The sequence below is a fragment of the Rhodospira trueperi genome, assembly GCF_900101965.1.
In the GTDB taxonomy this organism is placed as follows: domain Bacteria; phylum Pseudomonadota; class Alphaproteobacteria; order Rhodospirillales; family Rhodospirillaceae; genus Rhodospira; species Rhodospira trueperi.
Map to the genome: position 1 here is coordinate 1 of NZ_FNAP01000022.1, position 25,378 is coordinate 25,378.

Annotated in this window: 23 protein-coding genes and 2 pseudogenes; 8 read left to right on the top strand and 17 right to left on the bottom strand. The window is 59.4% G+C overall.

The window, feature by feature from the left end:
* Both BLS85_RS19210 and BLS85_RS17335 read left to right on the top strand, forming a co-directional pair.
* Positions 1 to 219, top strand: a 219-nt coding sequence (locus BLS85_RS19210) for a hypothetical protein (protein ID WP_425438489.1), incomplete at its 5' end; no start/stop codon positions are given.
* A 225-nt stretch (positions 220 to 444) separates the two neighbouring features.
* On the top strand, positions 445 to 1,599 hold the full coding sequence (locus BLS85_RS17335; RefSeq protein ID WP_245699279.1) for a site-specific integrase: 1,155 nt from the start codon (positions 445 to 447) through the stop codon (positions 1,597 to 1,599).
* 200 nt (positions 1,600 to 1,799) lie between these two features.
* On the opposite strand, the gene BLS85_RS17340 is transcribed toward BLS85_RS17335, so the two are convergent.
* From BLS85_RS17340 to trbF, 11 genes and pseudogenes are all read right to left on the bottom strand, one after another.
* Entirely contained in the window at positions 1,800 to 3,149 is a 1,350-nt protein-coding gene (locus BLS85_RS17340; protein ID WP_092788001.1) for an aspartate/glutamate racemase family protein, read from the bottom strand.
* A gap of 142 nt (positions 3,150 to 3,291) precedes the next feature.
* Positions 3,292 to 4,914: an asparaginase gene (locus BLS85_RS17345; RefSeq protein WP_092788002.1), complete on the bottom strand. Its 1,623-nt coding sequence runs from the start codon at positions 4,912 to 4,914 to the stop codon at positions 3,292 to 3,294.
* Between the two features lie 23 nt (positions 4,915 to 4,937).
* Positions 4,938 to 7,193: an asparaginase domain-containing protein gene (locus BLS85_RS17350; RefSeq protein WP_092788003.1), complete on the bottom strand. Its 2,256-nt coding sequence runs from the start codon at positions 7,191 to 7,193 to the stop codon at positions 4,938 to 4,940.
* Entirely contained in the window at positions 7,190 to 8,599 is a 1,410-nt protein-coding gene (locus BLS85_RS17355) for a P-loop NTPase family protein (RefSeq protein ID WP_143027246.1), read from the bottom strand. Before BLS85_RS17355 ends, BLS85_RS17350 begins: the two co-directional genes overlap by 4 nt.
* A gap of 428 nt (positions 8,600 to 9,027) precedes the next feature.
* Entirely contained in the window at positions 9,028 to 9,195 is a 168-nt protein-coding gene (locus tag BLS85_RS19215) for a hypothetical protein (protein WP_176793876.1), read from the bottom strand.
* A gap of 516 nt (positions 9,196 to 9,711) precedes the next feature.
* Complete coding sequence (locus BLS85_RS19660) at positions 9,712 to 9,840, bottom strand: hypothetical protein (protein ID WP_281242579.1); 129 nt, start codon at positions 9,838 to 9,840, stop codon at positions 9,712 to 9,714.
* A gap of 236 nt (positions 9,841 to 10,076) precedes the next feature.
* Positions 10,077 to 10,491 (bottom strand): annotated as a pseudogene (locus tag BLS85_RS19525) (transposase); the annotation flags it as partial.
* A gap of 205 nt (positions 10,492 to 10,696) precedes the next feature.
* On the bottom strand, positions 10,697 to 11,011 hold the full coding sequence (locus tag BLS85_RS17365; RefSeq protein ID WP_143027247.1) for a DUF2274 domain-containing protein: 315 nt from the start codon (positions 11,009 to 11,011) through the stop codon (positions 10,697 to 10,699).
* Between the two features lie 3 nt (positions 11,012 to 11,014).
* Complete coding sequence (locus BLS85_RS17370) at positions 11,015 to 12,223, bottom strand: TraB/TrbI/VirB10 family type IV secretion system protein (RefSeq protein ID WP_092788006.1); 1,209 nt, start codon at positions 12,221 to 12,223, stop codon at positions 11,015 to 11,017.
* The gene (gene trbG, locus BLS85_RS17375) at positions 12,220 to 13,221 is read right to left on the bottom strand and encodes a P-type conjugative transfer protein TrbG (protein WP_092788007.1); all 1,002 of its coding nucleotides are present in this window, start codon (positions 13,219 to 13,221) and stop codon (positions 12,220 to 12,222) included. Before trbG ends, BLS85_RS17370 begins: the two co-directional genes overlap by 4 nt.
* Positions 13,218 to 13,832: pseudogene (gene trbF, locus BLS85_RS17380) on the bottom strand (conjugal transfer protein TrbF). The gene trbG and the pseudogene trbF overlap by 4 nt, the downstream one beginning before the upstream one ends.
* 285 nt (positions 13,833 to 14,117) lie before the next feature.
* Here trbF and BLS85_RS18880 point away from each other — a divergent pair.
* Together BLS85_RS18880 and BLS85_RS18885 are read left to right on the top strand one after the other, a co-directional pair.
* Positions 14,118 to 14,882, top strand: coding sequence for a P-loop ATPase, Sll1717 family (locus BLS85_RS18880; protein ID WP_143027248.1), 765 nt, complete (start codon positions 14,118 to 14,120; stop codon positions 14,880 to 14,882).
* Complete coding sequence (locus tag BLS85_RS18885) at positions 14,867 to 15,619, top strand: P-loop ATPase, Sll1717 family (protein ID WP_143027249.1); 753 nt, start codon at positions 14,867 to 14,869, stop codon at positions 15,617 to 15,619. The genes BLS85_RS18880 and BLS85_RS18885 overlap by 16 nt, the downstream gene beginning before the upstream one ends.
* Here the strand turns inward: BLS85_RS18885 and BLS85_RS17385 are convergent.
* Both BLS85_RS17385 and trbJ read right to left on the bottom strand, forming a co-directional pair.
* Complete coding sequence (locus BLS85_RS17385) at positions 15,593 to 15,955, bottom strand: type IV secretion system protein (protein WP_092788008.1); 363 nt, start codon at positions 15,953 to 15,955, stop codon at positions 15,593 to 15,595. The two genes, BLS85_RS18885 and BLS85_RS17385, sit on opposite strands and share 27 nt — an antisense overlap.
* A 42-nt stretch (positions 15,956 to 15,997) precedes the next feature.
* Positions 15,998 to 16,711 carry a P-type conjugative transfer protein TrbJ gene (gene trbJ, locus BLS85_RS17390; RefSeq protein ID WP_092788009.1) on the bottom strand — a complete coding sequence of 238 codons (714 nt, stop codon included), beginning with the start codon at positions 16,709 to 16,711 and terminating at the stop codon, positions 15,998 to 16,000.
* 263 nt (positions 16,712 to 16,974) lie between these two features.
* Here trbJ and BLS85_RS17395 point away from each other — a divergent pair, with 263 nt between their 5' ends.
* Both BLS85_RS17395 and BLS85_RS17400 read left to right on the top strand, forming a co-directional pair.
* Positions 16,975 to 17,793 carry a hypothetical protein gene (locus BLS85_RS17395; protein ID WP_092788010.1) on the top strand — a complete coding sequence of 273 codons (819 nt, stop codon included), beginning with the start codon at positions 16,975 to 16,977 and terminating at the stop codon, positions 17,791 to 17,793.
* A gap of 8 nt (positions 17,794 to 17,801) precedes the next feature.
* Entirely contained in the window at positions 17,802 to 18,401 is a 600-nt protein-coding gene (locus tag BLS85_RS17400) for a hypothetical protein (protein ID WP_092788011.1), read from the top strand.
* A gap of 34 nt (positions 18,402 to 18,435) precedes the next feature.
* Here the strand turns inward: BLS85_RS17400 and BLS85_RS17405 are convergent, their stop codons facing one another.
* Positions 18,436 to 19,128 (bottom strand): hypothetical protein, encoded by a 693-nt coding sequence (locus BLS85_RS17405; protein WP_218128491.1) that lies wholly within the window; start codon positions 19,126 to 19,128, stop codon positions 18,436 to 18,438.
* 158 nt (positions 19,129 to 19,286) lie between these two features.
* On the opposite strand from BLS85_RS17405, the gene BLS85_RS17410 reads away from it, so the two are divergent.
* A complete protein-coding gene (locus BLS85_RS17410) occupies positions 19,287 to 20,357 on the top strand; it encodes a UDP-N-acetylglucosamine 2-epimerase (RefSeq protein WP_092788012.1) in 1,071 nt (356 codons plus the stop codon).
* Here BLS85_RS17410 and BLS85_RS17415 read toward each other — a convergent pair.
* The 3 genes from BLS85_RS17415 to BLS85_RS17420 all read right to left on the bottom strand — a co-directional run bounded on the left by BLS85_RS17415 (position 20,335) and on the right by BLS85_RS17420 (position 24,439).
* Positions 20,335 to 21,759, bottom strand: a complete 1,425-nt coding sequence (locus BLS85_RS17415; protein WP_092788013.1) for a TIR domain-containing protein — start codon at positions 21,757 to 21,759, stop codon at positions 20,335 to 20,337. The two genes, BLS85_RS17410 and BLS85_RS17415, sit on opposite strands and share 23 nt — an antisense overlap.
* 348 nt (positions 21,760 to 22,107) lie before the next feature.
* Complete coding sequence (locus tag BLS85_RS19220) at positions 22,108 to 22,278, bottom strand: hypothetical protein (protein ID WP_176793880.1); 171 nt, start codon at positions 22,276 to 22,278, stop codon at positions 22,108 to 22,110.
* Positions 22,279 to 22,405: 127 nt separating this feature from the next.
* On the bottom strand, positions 22,406 to 24,439 hold the full coding sequence (locus BLS85_RS17420; protein ID WP_092788014.1) for a conjugal transfer protein TraG: 2,034 nt from the start codon (positions 24,437 to 24,439) through the stop codon (positions 22,406 to 22,408).
* A 184-nt stretch (positions 24,440 to 24,623) separates the two neighbouring features.
* Here BLS85_RS17420 and BLS85_RS17425 point away from each other — a divergent pair, with 184 nt between their 5' ends.
* A complete protein-coding gene (locus BLS85_RS17425; RefSeq protein WP_092788015.1) occupies positions 24,624 to 25,271 on the top strand; it encodes a DUF433 domain-containing protein in 648 nt (215 codons plus the stop codon).
* The last annotated feature ends 107 nt before the right edge of the window (positions 25,272 to 25,378 follow it).

Genomic DNA, 25,378 nt, shown 5'->3' on the forward strand with positions numbered 1-25,378 from the left:
GAGGCGGCGGACATCATCCGCACGCTCGTCGACCGCATCGACCTGCGGCCCGACGAGGCCGATCCGAAAGGACTGGTCATCGACCTGCACGGCGCCCTTGCGGGGATCCTAAGCCTTTGCTCCGAAAGCAAAAAGGCCCCCATCGTTTCCGATGGAGGCCTTGAGCAAATAAAGGTGGTTGCGGGGAGAGGATTTGAACCTCTGACCTTCAGGTTATGAGTTCTGTAAATACTTCTACGACGACTTTGTTTCATATGCGCCGACGCACGATAACGCCCTCTTTCCGGCTCATTTTCCGATTTTATGCTTGTCTCCCATTTGCGCCCTTGTTACCCTGAATTTGCTCTCTTCTGTTACCTATGTGTTGCCCGTCGGGACCGTCAGGAGAGGCGCCTGAAGGTCGCGCTGCGCGGGAGGTCGCCCATAACAAGGATCACGAAACGGGTGGTGGACAGCCTGGCGCCGGGGCCCCGGGACGTCATCCATTGGGATGATGCGCTACGTGGGTTCGGCGTGCGGGTCTGGCCGACCGGGCGGAAGGTCTATGTCGCCATGACGCGGGTCAAGGGCCGCCTGCGCAAGGTGACCATTGGGTCGCACGGCACCATGACGCCGGATCAGGCGCGCACCCGCGCACACGAGATCATTTCCGAGGCCAAGGCCGGGCGTGATCCCGTGCGGGACGCCGATCTGGCCCGGAAAGCGCCCACCATGCGCGGGCTCGGAGACCGCTTCCTGGCCGAGCACGTCGCCGTGCGCTGCAAGCCGTCGACCCAGTCGGAATACAAACGCGCGGTCGAGTTGTTCATCAACCCGGCGCTCGGTCCGCGCCGCATCACCGACATCGAACGCCGCGATATCGCCGACCTGCACCATTCCCTGCGGCACATCCCTTACCAGGCCAACCGGACGCTCGGCGTGCTGTCGAAGATGTTCAATCTGGCGGAGGTCTGGGGCCTGCGGCCGGACGGCAGCAATCCGTGTCGCCATGTGGGCAAGTATCCCGAGCGCAAGCGTGAGCGGTTCCTGTCGCCCGAGGAGTTCGCCGCTCTTGGCCAGGTTCTCCGCGATGCCGAACGGGATGGCTCGGAAACGCCCTCGGCGATCGCCGCCATCCGCCTGCTCGCCCTGACCGGCTGTCGTCTGAACGAGATCATGACCCTGCGCTGGGAGCACGTCGACCTGCGCAACCGGGCGCTGCGCCTGCCGGAGTCCAAGACGGGCGCCAAGGTGGTGCATTTCGGCCAGACGGTCGCCGGTGTCCTGAAAGGCATTGAGCCGATTGACGGGAACCCCTGGGTCATCACCGGACGGAAAGAGGGATCGCGGCTGACCGACCTGCAGCACCCCTGGCGGCGCATCCGCGCCGGCGCCGGCCTGGATGACGTGCGCCTGCATGACCTGCGCCACTCTTTCGCCAGCGGCGCGTTGAGCCTCGGTGAAGGTTTGCCGATGATCGGCAAGCTGCTGGGCCACAGTCAGGTGCAGACCACAGCGCGCTACGCCCACCTTGCGGACGACCCGGTCAAGGCCGCCGCCGGCAAGGTATCGGACTACGTTGGGGCCGCGATGATGGGGGAAAGCGGAACACCATGCTGACCCGCCGACTATCGATAATATCCCGGATGCAGATCGGTAGGTGGCGCGGCAAATCTGTTTCGCAATTGATCCTACGTGTTGAGCACAGAAAATCGACGGGAGTCCCGACACCGATCCACATCGAGAACAACTGATAATCTCGCAAGACCTGTTCGATCAACAATGCAAACCACCGAAAGACCTGAGTCTTGCGGTATAGTTTATGAAAGTTCTCTGGGATTGGCCCAGCCAATGTAAGTGTTAGCGACTTCCTCAGCGTAAATCTTGAGCGCATCCATAATAACTCGGGTACTTTTTTGAGGTTTACGCTGAAAATCTAGTAAAATAGATAGTTCTGTTAGTGCGATCACGATATGACTCGTGTTTGCCTCAGAATCTAGAATGGACCGCAACTTATTCAAACCAGCCTCTGACGCCCCCTCACGCTTGACCTGATATCCCAATTCGTGAATACGTTTGAGCCCTTTCTCAGACAGTGGTTGGACACGTGTTATTTCTGCCAGATTGCGATAGGCGCTCCATTCTCCCAATCCCGCGACATACTTGATGCCGACCAGAGTCAATTCGGGCACACCGTGGCACCGCGCCCACTGAGTTACGCACTCAGACACCGACAGGAAAGAAGCACCATAGGTCTGGGTGATGGCCCGGATACGGTCGGTGAAATAATGGGTGGTGTGGCACGCCAAGCTCAGGATCTGCACCCCTTCTTCGCAAAGCGAACGGACCGCCTGCTCAAGCTCTTCCCAGACCTGTTCACTCCTTTTATCCAACTCCATCGACAGACCAAGTCCGGGAACGGAACGCACCGAAACCGGGGGGTAAGAAAGATCGCCAAGAAAGCGGTCCCCCAAGACGGTCTGGACATGACGATTAATGTACTGCCAAAGAATGATGCCGCTGTCTGGGGCATTGCCGGTTATGATACCGATGGTAACGGGCCCCGATCGCCGCACGGCCTTATTTTCTGTGACGTCGGCCAAGCAGGCTTGATTGCCTAGAGCATGAACAACTGAACTCGGGTGGAACTCAACGGACCAAGTCCGCTCCCCGGCATTGGTCATCATGGTATTGGGCAAGCCGCGGTGTTCCAGTACGCACGGGTCAAAAAGCTGATGGACTGGAACGTCGCGGACGCCGGCCGTCAGGGAAAATGGGTTGATGAGCCCGTAGAGTCCCTCGTTTTCGTCCGATGCATCAGTCGCTAGCCGTTCGATGGCGCCGTGACCACCCGTAGCTGCCCGAATCTTGCCAATGTCCAGGAACTGGTCGCCACGGCAATGCACGGCGACATAGCACAGCCGACCGTCAGAATCGGTATAATGCCCAAGAAAGCTCTTTAATTCGTCCTCAAGTGGAATGCCGCGCTTGCCCAAGCGATAGCGCTTGTGGGCAGCATCCTTACACGACAATGCCTTTCCATTGCGCCCGAACAGACACCAGATCCCATGATCCGCGAAAAACTTGGCTGTTTCGGCAACAGGGCCAGGGAGTTCCGTTTCCCCGACGCGGGGATCGAGTTGCTCGCGTGCCTGTTCCATCGGTCCCATGGTCCAAATCTCCCGCTGGTTCCCAATCCGATTGGGGATACCGCCCGCATCTCAACCGTTGAAACAGACCTGCCGACGGCGGCGCCAAGACGGGGAGCGCCATCGCACCGGCGCGCGCACCACAAATCCCGTCACTGCGCCGTTACCTTCGTTCGTCGATGAACACAGCCAGATCGGCATCTTTCCAAGACAGAATGCCCTGCCCCTGAACAATGCGCAGAATGGCCGCCACGCGAGCGCCACCATTGATCAGGCGGCGTGCCGCCGCGGTGACGTCAAGGCCGATGATCATTTCCTTGTTGGCATCGGCGCCGGCGACCCGACGCTTGAACGACCCCGCGAAATTGGGTGAGGTCCGATCCAGGACATCACCAGTCTTGGCGTTCAGGTAGACCTCGATCTCGATGAACTCGCTGTCGCCCTGCAAGGTGATATGCCCGCCGTACAGGCGCAGGCTGGCGTTGAAGACTTTAGGACCGGTCCAGTTCCCTTCAATGCTGCCCTCGGGCGCGAGCCGCACCGGTTCGCCGTCTTGGCGTACCTCCAGGGCCTTCGTTTGTTTCAGCGTCTGGATGTAGAGGGAGCGGGACATCTCGCCCGCCTGTGACCGCTGCGCGAACTGCTTTTTTTCTTCGAAGGCCAAGTCCTCGTCGGCCAACAGGACCATCAATTTGCACAAGGCGGCCTCGGGCGAGATGTCGAAGCCGGTGACCATGCCCACCTCCAGCAGGGCGGCGCTAGTCTCATACATGCCTAGCTCAACGAAACCGTGCAGACATTGGGTGACATTCTGAACCAGGATTTCTTTATTATTGGCCTCCTCAAAGACCTTGAGAAACGAGTCCTTTGTCGGGATATTCCCGGTGCCGAACGCCCGCAACACGACGCCCTTGATGTTCTTGGTGCTCAGGATATTGCGCGCGAGATCGGTATTCTGAATACCCGGATAGACGTCGAATGTCAGAACATTGGGCTCCAGGGTCCGGACCACGCGAAACGCCTGGTCAGGGATCGGCAGAATCAGGCGTTCATCGACGAACAAGCGACCGCCAGCGGTGCCCAAAGGTGGGAAGTTCGGCGTGTAGTAAGCATCAAATCCAGATGCATCCTGCTTGCGGGCGCGATTGCCGCGCAACAGAACATGGTTGAAATAGATACAGACCTCCGGCACCACCGGAACGCCCGACAACTTGGCATTGGCAAACATGATGGCCGTAATCATGTTCTGCTTACCGTCGTTGCGAGAATTGAACAGGTAGGCCATCTGCGCTCCGGTAACGACCACCGGTTTTTTCAAGTTGATCAACATGAAACTCAGTGCAGATGCTGTATAAATCATGCTGTCGGTGCCATGCAGAATAACGACACCGTCGTATTCATCATGGTGTTTTTCGATGATGGAAGCCATCAGGCCCCATTCCGCCGGCCCTACATTGCAACTGTCCAGCGGCACGTCCAACGCGTAAGCGTCGATCCGGCAGCCAATGAAGGTGTCCGAGGTCGGATCGAATTCCTGCGTTCGCTTGGTGTAGTTGTCCCATTTGACCACGACCTGCGGGCTATCGGGGTCGTCGGGGTCAACCGGCATGGACCCAATGGTTCCGCCCGTGTAAATGACCAGAACCTTGCCCTTGGCCTCGACCTCGGGTTTCAGATCGGTGGCTGTAAAATATGTCGCGCCATTGATCGATTGGTCTTTTGACTTAACAGCGAAATGGCTGCTTTGTTGTTTCGCATTGTCGTTATTGGAATTTTTGTCGGCCATTGCGCTTTCTCCAGTCTATGACGTCACACGTTTGGAGGCCTTTGACCTGTGGTTTCCACATCCACCTCTCCCACGATGTCCCGCCCCATGATAGCCCTGATCTCACTCAGGCGTTCGTCGGGGGCGATGTCGTTGGCGGCAACAAGGCGGTCGGCGTCGGCGATTGCCCACATGAACTTCACCAAGGCCGCGGGTGCTGTCATTCCGCCGGCGGAGATGGCCCCCGCTTCCAGGGGCGCCGTGGCCGGACGATACTGCGCTCGCGTTTCCGACTTGACCGGAAACTGACTGGTAATGAGAACCGGAATGTCGCGTTTCACGGCAGAGCGGATCAAGGGCAGCAAAGACCACCTAAACTCTGTCGGAATGTTGCCGACTCCAGGGGTCTCCAGAACAATTCCCCTAGTACGGTACTTATTATCCGCCTTCTCGTCTTCCGCGATGTCGAGCAGTGGCAAGAACAGATGCGGATCAAGTCCAGGATGAACGTGGAGCTTGATTAGGCGGTGTTCGAAGGCCGCGCGCAACTTCAGGCGTTCGTTTTGCGTCACCGGACGCAAAATTCCTTTGTTAATGTCTACGGTTTCCGTCACCAAAGCAAGTGGTGTATTCATCGTTGTGGCGAAACCTTCAAACTTGAAGTCATCTACTTTAAAGGTACGCACGGCCCGAAAACATTTGTCTGAAAAGGCAATGCAGACCTCGGGAATAGGCTGTGTCGCCAGATGCGTGGCTCGAATTAGATTTGGGCGCGCGTCGCCGTGCGGCACATCCATCGGGGCCTGAGAGCCGGTAAAGACGACTGGGAAGGACAGAGAGGACCCCAGTGCAAACGCCACGGCCGACGCTGTAAAAGCGAGCGAATCCGTTCCGTGGCTCAAGACAAAACCAGAATACCCGTCGTTGCGGCGGGCATAAATGGCCTCCGCGATCGTTCCCCAGTCCTCCGGATGCATGTGAATGCCGTCCTTGCACATCAACGGCAGGGGATCGATGTCCGCGACGTCATCCAGCTCAGGTACGGCGCCGTAGAATTGCCGAAGGTCCGTGGGCTGCGCGAGGGTGCCGTCAGGCTGCCGCTCCATCCCTAGGGTGCCGCCACAGTTGATCAGACATACCTTCTTCCGATCTCCCCTCGTTACGCGGCGTTGGTTCACCCGATCGGACCGCCCCCGCCCCATGGACCGAAGCTCTTGGGAAACCCAATCATCATCAAAGAAAGACCGGTAGATGGGGTTGCGGACCGAAACACTGCGCCCCTCGACGCGCACCAGACCCGCCGTCTGCAACAGGGTTCCCACACCCTTGTCCAATTCGCGGAGGTCGATCGGATCGCCGCTGGCGCGCAGCTTCCGGAACACCTCCAGAGCCATGTAACCGCGACTCACATGGGCGGCGATAATGGCCGCCGGGGTTTCGAAATGGGGGGTCAGGCGCATATCATTGCGGGCGTCCGCCAAAAGGACTTCCACCAACCCGGCCACCTCATCGGGCGCGGTTATGCCGGCACAAGCGGCATCATTGTGCAAAACCGAGGTCAGGAACGGGTGCCCGCCAGTGGCCTTCAGGATGGCACGGGACACCTCGCGCCGCCGTTCGATGTTGGGCAGGCCGGAGGCCCATAGCTCGACTGCTCCATCGTCGTCGGGGAAATCCGGCAAGACGACATCATGCCCGACATTGAATGCACCGGCACCGCTGGCCTTAATCAAGTGGCTGGGATGAGTAATCCCGCACAGCATGACGGAGAGGTCGAGGCCATCAAGGTCGGCATGAATAAGCCGCAGGGCTTCAAATAAATAATCTGTGTAGTGCCCATGCGGCATCACGTAATCAATTTCATCAATAACCAGGAATATGGGTTTGTTGACATATCTTCTTATGAAATGTTTTAGAAAATTTGAAATCCGGACAATTGGAGACTCTGAGCTTTCTTTACGCATCCATTCATTGACGTCTGCCGCGAGCACCCCAATTTTACGGGCGATATAGCGGAAAAACAAGCCATACCATTTCTCCCCTGTATTGCTGTGCTCGTCAACGGTCCCGATAACAGAGCGCAAATCCAACAGCACCGTGACATGACCGGCCTCTTCGAGGATTTCACAAAGCCGAATGGACAAACTGGTTTTGCCGTACTGGCGTGGCGCCCGGAGGTTGACCAGCATCCGCCGAGTCTTGAGGAGCGCAGCCAACTCCTCGTCAACTGGCCGAGGCACATACAGGTGATGCAGCCCGACGGCACCGCCCGCGTAGGCATATGGCAAAGTGTCTTTCATAGTCCTGGAGTCCTGATCCAGATGTCGGCCCACTGGCAGATAAGGGGCATAAGGGCGTGCTCGTGATCTAGTCCGTTCAAGGCGCCGATGGTTTTCAAGGCAGTCTTTTCCTGTCTGGTCAGGTGTGGAAGCGCTGCCGACGGGTCGTCCGCATGGCCCGATATTTTGCGAAGGAGGGGGCTGAGATTATCGAATTCTCCGTTCGGGTCTTTCATCAGCTCGGCAAGCATGGCCTTTAAACGTTGGGTCTGAACATCCCACCCAAAACGGGCGTCCATCCGATCGGCGCACACACAGGCTTCGTCTACCGCATTGCCAGAGCGAACCATTTGGAGCAACATCTGGGTGAAACGGGGGTGACCCAAGGTGTGGGCGTGGATGCGCTGCGCATCCGCCACCGAGACGCCCCACCTCGACGCCAGCGCCACGACCTCTTCTTGAGAAAGGAACAAAAGAACGAGAGTGGTGCTTTTGGTCTCCAACAGAGACATATTGACGGCCGTTTCTTCAGCCGGTGTAAACGGGACGACGAGGACGAGCTTGTAGGGGAATTTGTAACGGCTCAGAAGCTGCAACTGGAATTGCCCGAGGAACGCCATCACATGCCCCATGGCACCGAGGGTTTCCGGCCAGGCCGACGCCTCATCGATCAGGATAAACACCTCTTTGTCAGGATGCGGCGCGGCCTCCAAGGCGTCCATGACCTCTTCCGCCATCTCTCTCGGGGAGGTGTGCCGTTCCGCGATGTCCTTCAGGGCGTCAAGCGTCAGGTCTGCGGCTAGTTTGCGGACTACCGCCCGCGTGACTTTGATCGGAAGCGCCGTCGGGTCGTCTGCGTCCCCTTCAAGATCGTGAACGGTGGCGGTCAGCCAATACTCGTCGATCAGAACGACCCGCCTCCCCGCACCTTCTACCAACTGGCGTAGCCTCCAGAGCAGAGACGTTCTGCCGCTGCCCACGCACCCTTTCACCAGCAGGTTACGCGGCCCTGGAAGTGCAAGCGCGTTACGCATGATCGTATCTGCAGCGCGCATGTTGTAATTCGCGGCGTCCAACGGAAGCGGTGCGGGCGGAGGAAAAACAGACTTCGACTCGGCGGGATGCGGATTGCTCCCCTCTTGTGTGCCGGTGTGCTCGGTCCACCCCTGAATCTCCTGCAAAGCTTCGCGGATCGCCGGATTGCGATCCAGAAGGTCGCGTCGCTTCGGCGCATTGACCATTTTCTCCAGCGCGGCCACCAGTCGCGCCCAGGTTTCAGCGGCACACCCTTTTTTCTTTGCCGGGTTCAAGAACTCCGACAAGTTCCCGCTCGCGTAATCGGACTGTCTCGACAATTCTCCTTGGCGCTCGCCAAGATCGCGAAGGAGCGAAACGATGACGTTTTTTTGTTGGGGTGTCAGTTTCACCTCAGTTTCTCCCGCTGAAAATCGTATTGCACATGTGCCACCAGAGCGCACATAGAACCTCGCAACGCCCCTCTGGCACGCCGGGAATTTAACCAAAAATCGTTTGTTATGGCACGCGCTGCCTATAAAAAATATTCCTCTGATCGCCGTGTGCCAGAGCAACCCCGATAGGGCGAGAGCGGGCGAGAGCGCCTTGGCCTTCGCCCACGAAAATTGGGACGATCACGAAAAGAATCGCCCGGCGTGGGAGGGGGGACGACGCGGCGGCTATTTCTTCAGCCGCCGCCATCTGAAGGGCCCCGCATAATAAGCTTCTGCTTACAGTTCGCCGGAAGGAGATGCCGTCCGGACGGCGCCCGCGCGGTGAACGCTTGGGTCTTGACATCCCCGGTTCGTGGGAATAAATCCTCACCCCGTTTCCGATGGCGTCACAAAAGGGGGCCGACCTGAGAAAAGACCACGGAAAGCCAAGCCTCAATCGGGGCAAGGACCCCTTGAATCCAATCCCATACGGCCTGAAGAATTCCCCAGGCGGTGACACAGTCGGCGGCCGGAGAGATCAGCCGGGTCCAGATATAGAGAAGAGCCTTGATCATCGGGTCCTCCATGGGGCTGGGCGTGAAACGGCGGAATCAGCGGTTGCGGCTTGACGTTGCTGGGAAGCGCCTTCTGTTCTGGGGCTAGGCGCCGGGTTCTATTCAAAGCTAGGGGAATCTGCGGTCCAGCGCTAATAGAAGGTCTTACCGCTTGCTATTCGGGTGATTACACCCTAAAAGGGGATTCGTTTGACGGGTGGCTGGGGGGTTCCCTTGCCTTTCCAACGGCCTGCAGGCAGCTTTTGATGTCGCGTTTCAGCGCATTTTCGCTAACTGATACGAAAATCGCTCTTTGTTGCTTCGGTCTGCCCGACCGGCAGACCGAAGATCTTCGTCGTCTGTCCTGTGGAAATAGCGCATCTTGGCTGCTACCAATTTTTTCGTTGACCTTCGACGGCCAAAGAGCGATGTTGTCCTTCGACGGCCAAAGAGCGAAAAAAAGGGCCTCGGGAGCTCCACCTCCCAAGGCCAGTTTGGCACTAGGCGTGTGTCAGTAGGACGCCAAGTGCGATGCTGTTACATACCCACGTTCGCCGGGCACCCAGTCAGGGTGGCGATCGCCGCCGCGACCTGGATGCAGATCCAGGCCGCTTTGGCAATCTTGGAAGCCTTGTCGTCCGGTCGGTTGGAGTTGGAGTTCGGCATTAGGGTACCCTCCTTTTGATGCCATAGACTCAGCCAAGGGCCGAGATTGGTCTCGAGGATTGGAGTCTCGGCGTCGAGACAAGACTACTTGGTCCTTGCGGGTTGCGCAACTCGCGAGGATACGTGCGTTAACGGCAGTTTGGGGCAGAAGCATGCGGGGCGTGTGCGTAACGTTCTCGGCGAAATGTTCTCGTTACCTAGTTGCCGGACATGCGCGCCCATCCGGGCAGCAATTCGGCATTATAGCCCGCAATCCCGCCGCTTTCCGTCGTTTTCACGCTCTGGCTGCCGATCACGCCGGCCGTCGGGCTTGCCTCACGCCCGGTCGCCTCCCGTGCCGCCATGACGAGATGATGATCCATCGTGCGCAGCAGTTCGTTGTCGCGCCAGTCGTAAAAGTAACCGCGCACCGTGGACACAGGCGGATAATCATTCGGCAACATGCGCCATTGGCACCCGGTGACGGCCATGTAGAGGATCGCGTCGAACACATCCCGCAGATCCGTCTTCCATGGCCGCCCCCACATGCTTTGGTCTCGGAAGCAACGGCACGATCAAAGCCCACTCCGCATCGGTCGCGTCACTTGCGTAACGCCGGCCCGTCCGCTCATACTGTGGCCGAGTGATCTCAGTCCACATGTTGTGCTCCATGGATGTCTAGACACCATCCATCGAATTGCAACTGCCTGAAATCACTCAACTCTTTTCCAATCAGGCCCTAAGGGCCACCGATTTGACAGTCAGCGACTTGGATACTGAAGACCGGAGCCTTTGCGTACCTGCATGTCCAGGGTCAGGGCGTGGACGGTGCCGACTCCACCGCCGTCGCGAAACTGAGAAAAAACGCCGATGACGCCTAGGACGATGTCGCCTGACTGGTGGTTTCGGGACTGTCGGTGCTTCCTTCGCCCCCCAACCGTCGGCGCCGGCGTTTGGGCGTGGCGGGATCGTCGCCGTCGCCCAGGCCATCCTTGCGGGCGCGGGTGAAGGCGCGGTCACCGTCCAGGAAGGCGCGCAGCATAAAGGGAATTAGGTCGGACACGCTTTCCGTGTCCCCATAAGTAGCCTCGTACAAGGCCGCATACTCCTTGAGGTCGGCGTTCAAGGGTGCGTCCAGGGTGACGGTTAGGCGAACCGGCGTGCGGTCGGGCAGGCGGGGCAGCTTGAGCATGGCTCAGCCTCCTTGGTAGGGGCGGAGGATCAAGTCCCGATGCACAATGACACGCAGCGGGAAGCCGGGGCGGATGGTCAGGGTCGGCTGGACGTCGAGGAAGCGCTCGGTCAGGCGCGAGCCGGCGCGGCTGACGTTACCCTGGAGAGACTCATGCAAGGCCCGGACCAGTTCGGATTCGCTCTCGCCCAGGGTCAGCTCGGTGCCGACGCCGAGCAGGGTGGCCAGCACGACACCGGTCGCCAGGCGGTCGACGTGATAATCCACGCCATCTTCCAGGCCGGCGTATCCGGCCGAATCGGTGGCCGGCAGATTGTCGATCCGGGTGGACGACCCGTCCGGCATCACGATCCGGTGCCAGACCACCAGGGCGCGGGACTGGCCGAAGGCGATGACGCTGTCGTAGGTGCCGATCAGGCGCGATCCCTGCGGGATCAGCAGCACCCGGCCCGTGGCCGTGTCGTAGACGTGCTCGGTCACCTGGGCGATGACGGTGCCGGGCAGGTCGGAGTTGAGGCCGGTGATCAGGCTGGCGGCGATGATGCTTCCGGCCATGACCTGATGCGGCGAGGCCGGGGTCTCCAGGCTATGCGGGTTATAGATGCCACCGGTCTGGCGGCGGTTCAGGAAGTCCAGCTTGGTCTGCTGGCCGTTGGGATCGCGCTCGGGGTCCAGGGCGAGGCGGTCGGCGGGCAGCGCCGACATGGTCGGGCCAACGGCTTCGGATCCATCCGGCTCCGGCGCGATGGCCACGGTCCCGACCGGCCGGGTGTCGATGCGGAACAGCACGCCGGACTCACGGGCCTGCAGGGCCTGGGCGGCGAGGCGCTGGCGTTCGGCCTCGGCGGCGCGGTTGGCGGAATCGGGCTCCAGGCCGGCGCGGCGGCGGTGTTCCAGGATGGGCCGGCCGAGGTCGCCGGGCAACGGCGGCCCCAGTACCGGCGGCTGCGCCGGGGGCTCCATGTCGCCGTAATCGTCCGGCAGGCCCTCGAGTCCCTCGGGCGTGGGCGCGCGACCGGGTGTGAAGTGGTCCTCGCCTTCCGATCCCCGTCGCAGATCCGGCCCCTGCAGTGCCAGAAGAGTCACGGTCATCACCGCGCCGGCGCCCAGGGCGGTCAGCCCGATGAGCAGGCCGCGCCGGAAGCGTACCACGCGGCGGGGCGTGGCGCGCAGAGCCAGGGTCTCGGGATCGGCCTTCGGAGGCGCGGTCATGATCCGCCTGCCCCGGCCGGGCGGCCGTCGGTGCGGGTGATGCGCACGACCTGCTGGTCATGCCCGCCCAGACGCAGTTCGGCGGCGGCAAACAGGCGGTCGACGATGTAGTAATTCCCGCGCATGCGGTAGTTCACAAGCTGGCTGGCGCCATCGGGGCCGATGATGAACAGCGGCGGCGCCTCGCCCTGGTCGATGCGGCGGGGGAAGGCGATGTAGACCTTGTGGCCATCATCGAAGGCGCGCGTCGGACGCCACGGCGGATCGTCGCCGCTGATGGCATAGCGAAAGCGCATGGTCTCCAGGTTCACGCCGTCCGCGATGGGCCGGGCCGCCTCGGCATCGGCATTGCGGCGGCGCAGGGCCAGGATCTGGTCGGCCGGATAGGTCCAGGATAGGGCGGCCATGGCGGTCGCTTCCGTGCTGACCAGGGTCAGGTGATAGGCGCGTCGGTCGGTGGTGATGACCATGTTGGTGGTCAGGCCCGGCGCGAACGGCTTGACCAGCACATGCACGCGCCGTTCGGCGCCGGTGCCGCTGGTGGTGTCGCCGATGACCCAGCGCACGGTGTCGCCGGCGGCGACCGAGACCAGGGTCTCGCCCGGCTGCAGGGCGATGTCGCTGATCCGTTCCGGCGCGGTATCGAGCCGGTAAAGGGCGCCCGGCGTATAGGGATGGACCTGGATGGCGTTGAGATAGCCGTGCCGGGTCGGCTCGCGGGTTGCGGCGGCATTGGCGGCGGCAACGCGCGCCTCGGGCGGGCGGTCGTCGGGCTCCGGCTGGGCGGGCGGCGGCAGCAACTGGCCCGGCAGGGGCAGCGGCTTGGGCACCTCGACGATCTCAACCGGGCGCGGCGGCTCGGGGGTGACGGCAGCGGCCCGGAAGTCCTCGCTGTCGTAGCGGATCGACGGCGGCGGGGTGCGGCCGGCGCAGGCGGCCAGCGTCAGCAGGGAGACGGTCGCGACGAGCGCCGCGCGGGTGCGACGGGGGACGATCATGGGGCGGTCCTTTCCTGCGGGGTCGCGGAGGAATCGGGCGCGGGCGAAGCGGCCGGCGCCGTTGGCTCGGCGGAATCCGGCGCCTCGGTCTCGAAGGTGCGCGACCAGTCGATGGCGGTGATGAACAGGCCGAGCGGATTGGCGCGCAGGGCCTCGGCGGTGCGCGGGAGACGCAGGGTGACGGTGAGGATCGCGGTCCAGCGCTCGGTGGCGACCGGGCTGCCGCGCTCGAAGTGCTGTTCCGTCCAGGCCACCTGGAACGACCGTTCGGAGGCGCGGACGACACTGGTGATCTGCACGGAGACGCTGCGCTCGCCGATGCGGGTGAAGGGGTCGGTGTCGCGGGCGTGTTCGTTCAGGAACAGGGCGACCCGGTCGGTCACGAAGTCATAAGCGGCCAGCCAGTTGCGCCGCACCAGGACCGGGTCGGTGGAGACGGAGCGCACGTTGATGATGAAGCCAGGTGCCCCGAGCCGAGCGCGGCCCGAAGGGCCAAGATCGGCTCAAACACAAAGACTCACGATCTGAGAGTCGGAGGGCTGGTAGGTCTCCAGCGCCGGGGTGACGGCGCGGGTGGCGCCGTCAGTGTCCACCTCGACCACGTAGGGCACGACCCGGCTCTGGGTGGCCTGCCAGAGCAGCCAACAGAGCCCGTTTAGGGTGAATTGCGCAGTTGCAGGGTGCCGACACAATAAGGTTGAATGGCGTCGTCATAATTTTGCCTGCCGGTCTGAAAAACGGGGTTGACCAGCTTTCACCCAGTGTCAGACGTTAACCTTGACTGGTACAAATTACGGGTGATCCGGTTCGGCAACCGCTTAGAGTAAATATTCGACCACGTCCCGCAGGCAGCCATAAGCTATGCAGAAAAATCGTTCTATCGAAAGAAAAATCACATGATAATGAAAGAAAAGACAAATATACTTCGCAATATGCGCTTCGGAGAGCGAATAGCAGAAGAAGAGCTTTCAGAACTTGAAAAATATTTTGTCGCAACAGATCAATGGAATCGGGTGTATGCAGGTGAGGTTGACATTGTTTATGGGTCGAAAGGATCTGGAAAAAGCGCCATATATGCGTTGATTGATAAGAGGCACGACGAACTTTTCGATCGCGGCATACTCGTCAAGAGTGCGGAAAATGTTAGAGGCAATACCGCATTTACTGAAATTATTGCTGATCCTCCGCCATCAGAGCGCAATTTTGTTGATCTTTGGAAACTCTATTTCCTCATCATTACAGCTTCAACACTTAGGGAGTTTGGCATAAATAACAAAAGGTCTACCGCTCTAGTTGAGGCCCTAGAGCGGGCTCAGCTTTTACCGCAGCAGGCGTCTCTTGCCCAGTTTTTTCACAGGGCAAAGAAACTTATTTGGTCGTATATTTTGCCTGCACGAGAAAGTGTTGAATGGACTTTGGCAATCGATTCCAGCAGTGGCCTCCCCATTGTAACCAGAAAGACTAACTTTCTAAACAAAGCTCAAGAAACATCAAGCGATGCGCTGCCACTGGATGACCTCCTAGACGCTGCCAACTCGGCGCTTGACGATAGCAATTATATTCTTTGGGTTCTGTTTGATAGATTAGACGTTGCCTTCAATGACAGCCCGGGGCTAGAAAAAACGCCCTGCGAGCGTTGTTCAGAATGTACAACGACTTGAAGCGACACGACAGAATTAAGTTAAAAATATTTGTTCGCGACGATATATGGGACCGCGTAACTGAAGGTGGCTTTACGGAAGCCAGCCACATTACGAAAACAACCAATATAAGTTGGTCACACGAAAATCTCGTTAATCTATTTGTGCGACGCCTTTTGAATAACAGTTCAGTTATTGAGTATTATAATTTGGAATCAGAAAGTATTGTCGACGATTTTGACAAGCAGATAGATCTACTTAAACGCATTTTTCCTGACAAGGTCGAGACTGGAAACAACCCGGAAACGTTCCGCTGGATGACCAACCGCATCCAAGATGGCAGTGGAAAATCCGCTCCCAGGGAACTTATACATCTCTCAGAGATGATACGACAGCAACAGGTGAACAGGATAGAACGCGGCGAAGAAGAGCCAGACGGTGATTTGTTGTTTGAAAGATCTGTATTTAAGCCAGCTTTGCGCGAGGTTAGCAAGGTGCGTTATGAGCAAACCTTCAAAGCCGAAAACGCGTCCCTATCGGAGTACACAGATCAATTAAAAGGCCAAAAATCTGAACAAACAATCGATACTCTTTCTAACCTCTGGGGAACCAGCCCCATAGAAGCCACGTCTATCGTTGATCGCTTAGTAAAAGCTGGTTTTTTCGAGCGCCGTGATGTAAAAGGTGAGGTAACCTATTGGGTCCCTTTTATTTATCGGGATGCTTTGGATCTAGTGCAAGGCAAGGCAGTTTCTTAGATTTCTCCTGGGCCAATGGCCCACCATGTCTCCAATACATGCAATGACGTCAACGGTCAGGCCCAGGCCGGCGAAGGAGTCGAACAGGATGCCGGCCAGGGTCTCGAAGCGGTTCAGGATGAAGGCGAAGGCGCCGACATAGAGCACCTTGCGCAGCAGCTTGCCGGGCAGTGCGTCATCGGCGCCGAGCGCCCAGAACAGGCCGGCCAAGGTGATGTCGATGCCGATCAGGATGGTGGTCAGGAAGGCGACGTCGCCCTGCAGCAGGCCGAAGCCGCTGTCGATGTAGTGGACGAAGGTGTCCAGGAAGGTATCGATAACGTTCAAATCGTCCATGACGTCGCCTGCCTTCGGTCAAGTCCAGACACGGCAAAGGGATCAGCGCGGCGTATAGGCGCGACCGTCGCCGAGGAAGCGGTCGGTGGCGGCGCGGGCTGCCTCCTCGGCCTGGGCCTTGCGGGCGTTCTCCTGCGCCTCGGCGCGGGCCTGGGCGGCGAGCAGGGTCTGCAGCTGCATCTGCTGCTTGGCGGCCAGCGCCAGGAGCTGATTACCGGCCTGCTGGGCCTGCAGCGCGCCGACCGCGCCCTGGCTGCGGTTGACGAGATCGGCGAGCACGCCGTGATCGGCGCGGATGTCCTCGACGATGCGCGATTGCACCCGCATGGAATGGCGCCAGCCGTCCATGGCATCGCGCCAGCGCTCGCGCGCCGCCACGGCCATGTCGTCGACCGTAACCGTGCTGTCGTAGGTCTCGGGGTAGCGCGCCCGCCACTGGTCCTCCAGGCGGTCGAGGCTGAAGCTCAGTCCCTCGGCCTCGCGCATCAGGGCGTCGATGCGCACCAGGGCCCCGGTCAACTCGCCGACGGACGAATGGTCCAGGCTGGTCAGGTTGCGCGCCATGTTCTCCAGCATGACGGCCTGGTTCTGCAGGGCCTGGATCTGGTTGTTGATCTGTTCCAGGGCGCGCGCGGCCTGCAGCACGTTCTGGACGTAGTTGGTGGAATCGAACACCGGCCAGGCGGCACGACCGGCCCCGGGCATAGCGAACACGAGAGCGGCGGCAATCAGCGCCGCCAGGGAACGGCGGGTCATGACGGGTCTCCTACGGGATCGGGGATCGGGTCTTGCTCGCCGTTGGCCTCGATCAGGTCGGCGACCCAGTCCAGGCCCCGCGCCCGTAGGAAGGCAGCGGCGCGTGAGGAATGACCGGCCCGTCCACAGGCGGCGAAGGAGAGTCGGGGCACCGCGCCTATGCAGCAGGCGCGCTAACGTCATGCGGTCGGAGACCTAAAGGTAGATTGATTGTTTGCACTCGAGGTTCTATAGAATGGGTTCTGAAGCCAGAGGGAGACGGTGTGGCGCGTTCGAAGACGAAGATGATGCGGCGGCTGGCGGTGGAGCTTGAGACCATCCGCCTGGTGCCGCATTACTCCCTCGGGTGGGACGCGGCGGGTGCAGCACGGGCGTTAGCCTTCGCACGCCGCTGGTTCTCGCCGCACCATGACGCCATCGCCAAAGCAGCCCGGTTGCTGTCTTCGGTGACGGCGGCGCCGGATGCGGGGTGGTTCCCGGGGCTCTACGGCCCCGACACTACCGCCCACGCCTTCGGCCATCGGCCTAACCTGTTCGGCTTCAGGGCCCTGGAGCCCCACTACACCACCATTCTCGGCGCCTTCATGCAGCCCGGAACCGTGCCGCGCCGAATCGCGCGGGCGCGGGCGCGGGTCTTCATCGAGTCCGTGGTTGCCGCCGCTCGGATCGACCTGCCGGTGGAGGCTCGGCCGGCACCGGGAGCGGCAGTTACCGTAAAGTCAGAGGCACGGGTGGCCGAGGGCCATTCGGAACGGCTGGACCTGCTGTTCGTCTGGCGCGCCGGCGGCCAGCCCTGGGCGCTCGGCATCGAGGTCAAGTTCGGCGGCTACAAGCCCAGTGAAGGCCAGTTGGCGGCCTATGACGCCCTAATCGTCCGATCCGCCGGAGGCGTGACCGACCGAACGTGCCGCGTCCTTCTAACGACGCGCGCCGTCGATGAGGGGCGCCGCAACGGCTGGGCGCCGCTTCGCTGGCGTACCCTGCTCCGCCATTGGGAGACAGCGATCACCGCCGACGGCGATGCCGACCCCACCTTCGCATCCTTCCGCGCCGCCCTGTGGCAGAAGGCCCTTCCGGAGTGATTCCACCCATGTCCACCGTCGTCGCCGTTCCCGAACCCCTGCGCTTCTTTATCGAGCGTCCCCCCACCGCACGCGCGATCAACGATCTGCTTGAAAAGACGACGGCCCCCGACGACCTGCAGTGGCAGGACTTTCCCGACCTCATCAAGGCGCGCCTGACTGCGCGAACTGTGCAGGCGCACTTTGCCCTGTTCCTCCACGACCTATGGCGCGTGACGTGGGGAACGGCCCTGACCGAGGCCGGCATCGACCTGAGGCAGTGGCAGGAGACCTGGGACGACGTCGGCCAGGAGGAAGTGTGGAACGACAGAGGCTTCACTGCGAAGGGCCGGATCGGGCGAAAGCCGCTACACTTCAGCGTGTGGCTTTCCGAGAGCGACCGCCCCCGTGTCTTCAACGGGCAAGTCGGGTTCTATATCAAAGACGGCACGTACCACTGGAGCAACGACTTGGAACTTCCCGCCCCCTGGGACGCGGAGCCGGACGACGATTACCGGGTAACCGACGATGCGCTGATCTGCATCAGTAGCGAAACGGCGACCTTTGATGCGGCACCACTCCTGCTGGCGACGCGGGATGCCCTGGATGTAATGCGCCGTTGTGCCTGACGGACCGCTGGCTGAGGGCCCGGTCAAGACAACCCTAAGATGCATCAAGCCAACGTGGACGCCCGGAAGCCGCATCGGCATCGACCACCTTGTTGTCGGCGTCACTGTCCAGCAGCGGCACCGGCTCGTTCGTCAGCACCGCGCGCAGCATGACGGTGATGGACTTGCGCTTGGCGAACCACTGACGGCGCAGGCGGGTCAACGCCCGCGTGGCCTGGGTCTTGTCCAAAGGCAGGAAGCGGGTGACCCATCGGTAGCCGAAGTCCAGCCGGTTGAGCGCGTCCAGCAGGCCGGGCCGTGTCATCCCCGGAAAGCCAAGCACGGTGACGGTGCGCAGATGGGCGCTTCCCAGCATCGGTTCGAGCCCGCCGGTCAGCGGGGTATCGACCAGCACGCCGTCCAGATACATGGGCACGGCGGGCACGGCGATCGGATGGCGCTTGGTCGAGATGGTGCCGTGCAGGAAGGTCAGCGTCCCGGCATCGTCCAGCGCCGGCACCTCGGGCAGCACCCCGGTCAGCAGGTCGAGGATGCGGTCGGTCTCCTCGACGAAGCGGGCACGCTCGCGGTGCCAATCGCGGTCGCCGGCCGGGCGCTCGCGCTCCAGCAGGGCGGCCTCGGCTTGCGCCTGACTGTCCGGCGGCGGCAGGAAGACCAGGGTCAGGTGATGGGCGCTCTCGAAGGCCGGGCGTCCGCCCTCGAAGGCGGCGCGCCGTTCGGCATCCACCAGGGCCGAGACCGGATCGGGGAAGGCGGAGTCCGGATAGTGCGGCGCCGGGCGGCGTTCCGCCTCGAAGAACCAACAGAGTTCAATGAAGGGCTGGACTTTTTACGAGGTAGTGCGTATTTTTTTTCAGAAGACTTGCATTAACCTGCGAGCGTCAAATGCCTCTACATCCGATAAAGATCGCTTTTGTTTTTGGAACGCAAGCCGAGTTAATTAAAATTAGGCCAGTTATTTTGGGAGCAAAATTTCGAGGCTGGCCAGTTTTGATTCACAAAACACTACAATACAGCTCCGTTGCAAAAAATAAAAATAATAAATTAACGAATATTGATAATAAATATTGTTACCCAAGAGACTTAACGAACGCGATCAATTTACTTACCAAAAATATGGAATATTTTATCTGCAAAGAGAGGCCTTCTTTAGTTGTTGGTGTCGGAGACACCACATCTGTTTTTTCGGCAGCAATAGCATGTAAAAATCGCGACATTGCCTTTGCACATATGGAGGCCGGCATGAGGACTTGGGATCTCGTTGACCCTTGGCCAGAAGAATTTTTTCGGAAATACGTTGATTTCATCTCGTCAATACATGTGTGCTTTGATCCGCACGACAAACAAAATTTAAAGCGAGAGGGCATTCCCAAAGCACAAGAAATTCCTGTATTCAAAAGTACAGTATACGACTCTTTGTTTGAATGGGCGAAAAGACATAATATTTCAGAAAATAAAAGACAAATCTTGTTACATTTACATAGAAGAGAGCTTCCTTATTTTGAATTCAAGGCACTTATTAATGGTATATCAAATCACCTTCGGGACAATCCAAATATCGATGTTATTTTAATGAAAAATAGGCGGTATCAGTTTTGTTCTGAAAATTTTAGTTTTCCCTGCAACGTTAGACTCAGAGAGCGCATGATGCGAAGTAATTTTTTATTTGAACTATGTAAATCTTCTATTGTTATCAGCGACAGCGGAGGCGTGCAAGAGGAATGTCAATACCTAGGGATTCCGAATATAATAATAAGGAATAATACTGAAAGACCATATTTAGTTGACGGAAATATTTCATTTCTAGTGGGCCGAGAAATCAAAGCAGCCCTTCCTATTGTTTTGGCGCTAATTGACGAGCATCTGAAAAACAAAACAAAAGTATGCATAAAAAATCGCCACGCCTCCGACGCCGCGGAAATAATAGATTATATTACTTATCAAGCACAATTTTAATTGCCTCAAACGCTCTTTTTGATTCTTTATCAGAAAGGTATAGTTTATTATTTTCTATTTTTTCAACAATATCACTGATATTTTTTGATCCATCTGATACATGTTTCTTAATAAAAGAAATAGCGGTCGATAGAGCTAAATTAACTTCAGTTCTATCAACGCTCAAACCACCGCAGATCTCTTTAGCATTGTAAACTTCTATTTCTGCAAGCAATTTTTCCCACAAAAACTTAGCGTGCATTTCCTTGCTAGATTCTGCGCTCAACGCACTAAACGCTTTCCCTCGATAACTCGCGGCATCCTCAACGAGGTTTATCAATTTTCTCGATTTACTTTTCGCAGATAGTATATTGTATTTGTTGTAATAAATAAAACCTTTCCATAAGAATATAGAGTTCGCGCTGCACTTGTTCTTTTTTTCAATCTCAAGAAGTATGCGCTCTGCAGCGTTAATCTCTTCTTCTGCCTTCTCCATTTGTTTGCGCCAGCCTATGTTGTTATTGTGCACAAGCGCAATTTTTCTAGAAACTAAGCTGGAAAAATTTGATGCTATTAAATCAATCCAGTCATTTTTATTTCTTCGCTTCAAAACAGCGCTCAGATTTTTTTTGATTTCAAAAAACTTATCATATGAAGATAGGCCTACTGTTAGGCCTTCGGCATTGCTTCGAGCGCAAAAGTAGGCATATACGTTCTTGGCAACTACGATCTCATCATACTCTTCGTCATGGTACAATACTCCATCAAAGAACGTTTCCAAACTCGGTTCGGCATTACTATAAATATATGGAATTACAATGTGAGTGGCAATATTTCGTTTTTCTTTAGGCGAAAGAGGAGTCTGCTCTCTATTTAAAGAACTCAAACGGTCCTTAATGGACGCCCACTCGGAAAACCAATAAAACGGATCCTCTGGAAAAATCACACTAGACTCAAGCATTTTCTCTGAAAATCTCTGGCCAATTTTTTCGGCGCATTCACGCAATTTTTTTTTTGAAACATTTTCTACCCCACCTTGGTATCGTCTATAACCTTCGAAAGTTTCCAGCCACATTCCTTGCAAATCCGTAGGTGCCCGCGCCCTATCGAAGCCCACAACAGCGGCGAAAATCAACCTGGGCGGCAGCTCTGCGAGAGCGTAACCCCACTCAAACATTAGATTTGACCTGAAAACTCCTGTAGAAGTACCTTTGCCATTAGAAAAATCTTCAACGAGAAGAATGACAGCATACGAACTGTTTATCTGCTCAATGACACGCGGCCCGAGATAGAACGATGAATTTCTATCCTCATCGCCGCCGACAATGCACTTAAATCCATTTTTATCCAATATGTCAGCAACAGAATCGGCAAGATCTCTGTTCCCCCCCCAAGCAATAAATACGTGAGAAGATCTGCCCATTTTTTGAAGCCCCTATTTTTCTATCGCGTTTTTCAGAAAGTTATAAATACCCAGGCGCATTCACATATCACTGCTCCTTCTTAGTACAATAAATATGTTTCCATCGCGTTGATCCGGCGCAAGTCGGTAAGAAAGCGCCCCAATACTACATTAGTTATCGAACGCGAAGCGGCAGATCAACCCTTTGCATTGCCAAAAGTCCTTATATCGATCAGCAATCACAATACATTTGACGCTCATATCTCTGCCTCCCCCCTTCCTTGAAGCCGCACCATAGATGGTGAGCCAATAGAAAACATATTAAAACTGTATTATAGCCGAAAAATCGTCAAGCGCCACATCAAACGCTCAGCCGAAGCGGGTGTCGAGCTCATGCTGGCCCTTGCGCTCGAACCAAGCCTTGAGGGCATCGGCGATGATGGCCGGCTTGGTGGCCGACGGATGGCGCGCGGCCGCGTCCAGGCGGTCGCTGAGGTCAGCCTCCAGCAGGCACTGATGACGGATGCGGGGACGGGGCATGGGCTTGCTCCGGCTTGGCCGCAGAGGGGCGGCATTGACCGGTGCAAGGCTCGCGCGGACGGGCGGAATCGCTGAGAGCGGTTATGTACGCCCTTGCGCGCCCCAGGGTCCGGACGGGTCCGAAGGCTCAGAATCCGGGCAGCAGGTCCTCACCCCGGGGCCGGCCCTCGTTGACGCCATAAGCGCGCGCGGTCGGGGTCAGGCGGTCCAGAGCCCGCTTGTCGGCGGCCGGGTCGGAGTCCTCGTCGGCGGCGCCGAACAGGTTGGCCTGATCCAGCAGAGGCGGCGTCGGCGGGATCTCCTCGGCGAGGCCGGGATGACGCTGCAGGCCACCGCCGTCGTCGCTGTCCGGATCCAGGGCGGCGCGAACCTCCTCGGGGGTGCCCAGGCGGGCGTCGGGGCTGCGCACCTGCCCGGACCAGTCGTCGGGCCGGGACTCCGGCACATCGGCATAAGCCCCGTCAGCCAGTGTCGGCGCCTCCACGACACGGGCGGTGAAGTTGGCATCCTCGAAGTAGCGCAGCTTGGTGGCGTGGATCGGCGCCAGTCCGGAGACCAGCACCAGTTCATCGTGGGGCGGCAACTGCATCACCTCGCCGGGGGTCAGCAGCGGTCGGGCGGTTTCCTGACGGCTGACCATGACATGCGACAGCCAGGGGGCCAGCCGGTGGCCGGCATAGTTGCGTTGTGCGCGCAGTTCGGTGGCCGTGCCCAGGGCATCGGAGATCCGCTTGGCGGTGCGCTCGTCGTTGGAGGCAAAGGCAATGCGCACATGGCAGTTGTCCAGGATGGCGTTGTTCTCGCCGTAGGCTTTCGAGATCTGGTTCAGGCTTTGGGCGATCAGGTAGGCGCGGATACCGTAACCGGCCATGAAGGCCAGCGCGGTCTCGAAGAAGTCCAAACGCCCGAGGGCGGGGAACTCGTCGAGCATCATCAGCAGCCGGTGGCGGCGGCTCTTGGTCGGATCGCCTTCCAGGCGCTCGGTGAGGCGCCCGCCGATCTGGTTGAGCACCAGACGCACCAGCGGCTTGGTGCGCGAGATGTCCGAGGGCGGAATGACCAGATAGAGCGAGACCGGCCGGGCGGCATCCACCAGGTCGGCGATCCGCCAGTCGCAGGCGGCGGTGGTCGCCGCGACGGTGGGATCCCGGTACAGGCCGAGGAACGACATGGCCGTGGACAGCACACCGGAGCGTTCGTTCTCGGACTTGTTCAGCACCTCGCGGGCGGCAGAGGCCACGACCGGATGGACGCGCGGCTCGGCCTCGGTGCCCAGGTGGTTTGTGGTCATCATGCGGTGCAGGGTGCGGGCGAAGCCGCGCCGGGGGTCGGACAGCAGGGTCGCCACCCGGGCCAGGGTTTTCTCCTCCTCGGCATACAGCACATGCAGGATGGCGCCAACCAACAGCGCGTGGCTGGTCTTCTCCCAGTGGTTCCGCCGTTCCAGCGCGCCTTCGGGATCGACCAGGATGTCGGCGATGTTCTGGACGTCGCGGACCTCGTGCGGTCCCTTGCGGACCTCGAGAAGCGGATTGTAGCGGGCCGAGCGCGCATCGGTCGGGTTGAACAGCAGGCAGTGGGAGAAGCGGGATCGCCAGCCGGCGGTGAGCTGCCAGTTCTCGCCCTTGATGTCGTGGATGACGGCCGAGCCGGTCCAGGACAGCAGGGTCGGCACGACCAGCCCCACGCCCTTGCCCGAGCGGGTCGGCGCGAAGGCCATGACGTGTTCCGGCCCGTCGTGGCGAAGATACCTGGGACCGAACCGGCCAAGGAACACCCCGGCCGGGCGGAACAGGCCGGCCCGGTCCACCTCCCGGCGGGTGGCCCAGCGCGATGAGCCGTAGGTGGTCACCATGCGCCCCTGCCGCGCCCGCCACAGCGACCCGATAATGGCCGCCGCCGCCCCCATGAAGCCGCTCATACCGGCCAGCAGCCCAGCGGCGTCGAACACCTTGGGCGCATAGGCCTCGAAGGCGAACCACCAGACGAACAGCGCCCAGGGCGGATAGACCGGCCAGCCGAACAGCACGAACCACGGTTCGCCAAGCTGGGCCTGATAGCCCAGCATGTCGGCGGCCCACTGTGTCGCCGCCCACACACCCAGAATGACGATGGCGAAGACGATCAGGATCTGGCCGATCAGCAGCTTGGTGGGGGTCATGGCATCGTCCGTCCGCTCCGGTCCCGGCGAGAGTGCCGGGATGCTGCGGACAAGGCTCGGTCAGCGGACCGAACCGGACAACGGCGGTCTGGTGCGATGGTGTACGACGCGACCGCCTTGGTCCTTGGCGGGGCACTCAGAGTGTTTTATATTCCGGCAAATCGGATTATTTATGAGGCGTGTCATGGTCGCCAGCCTGCTGACCCCCAACGAGGCCGCCGTCGTCGCCGGCGTCACCCTGCGTGACGTCAACCGGGTGATCGACGAACGCATCCTGCCCGACCGGTTCTACTCGGTCGCCGACGGACGGCGGGTCCATCTGGCTGCCTGCCCGCTGGTGGGGTTCTACTTTCGGGCCGCAAGGGCGCTGACGGCGGAGGAACGCCTCACCCTGATCGGCCGCTTCTCCGAACGCATCACCGCCTCGCTGCTTGCCCACCCGTTCGAGGGCTGGGCCGACGCCGACTGGCGCGTGGACGACGACTTCCTGAGCGTCAGCCTGTCCCCCTTCGTCGCCGATGCCGATACGCGAGGCGCCCGGCTGGCGGCCGCGCGGGCGCGCGTGATCGAGGACCCAGCCATCCTGGGTGGCGCGCCGGTCATCAAAGGCACGCGCGTTCCGGTGCATGATCTGGCCGCGTCGGTCGCCGTCGGCCTGTCGCGGGAGCGCATCCTGGCTGCCTACCCTGGCCTGGATGACGAGACCCTGGATCTTGCCGTGCTGTATGCCGAGGCCCATCCCGCCCGGGGCCGGCCGCGCCGGCTCTCGGTCGTACCGGCGGAGGCACGGCCGGCGGTCGACCGCATGGTGGTGAGGCGCCGGCGGGCATGAAGCTGCTCACTTAGAGCCTGACCCAAAAGGGTCTTGCGCCCGGATTGGGTGCGTGATTCAAGGTGCTTGGTATGAACAGCCGAGCGACGCACGATGTGGACCAAAGA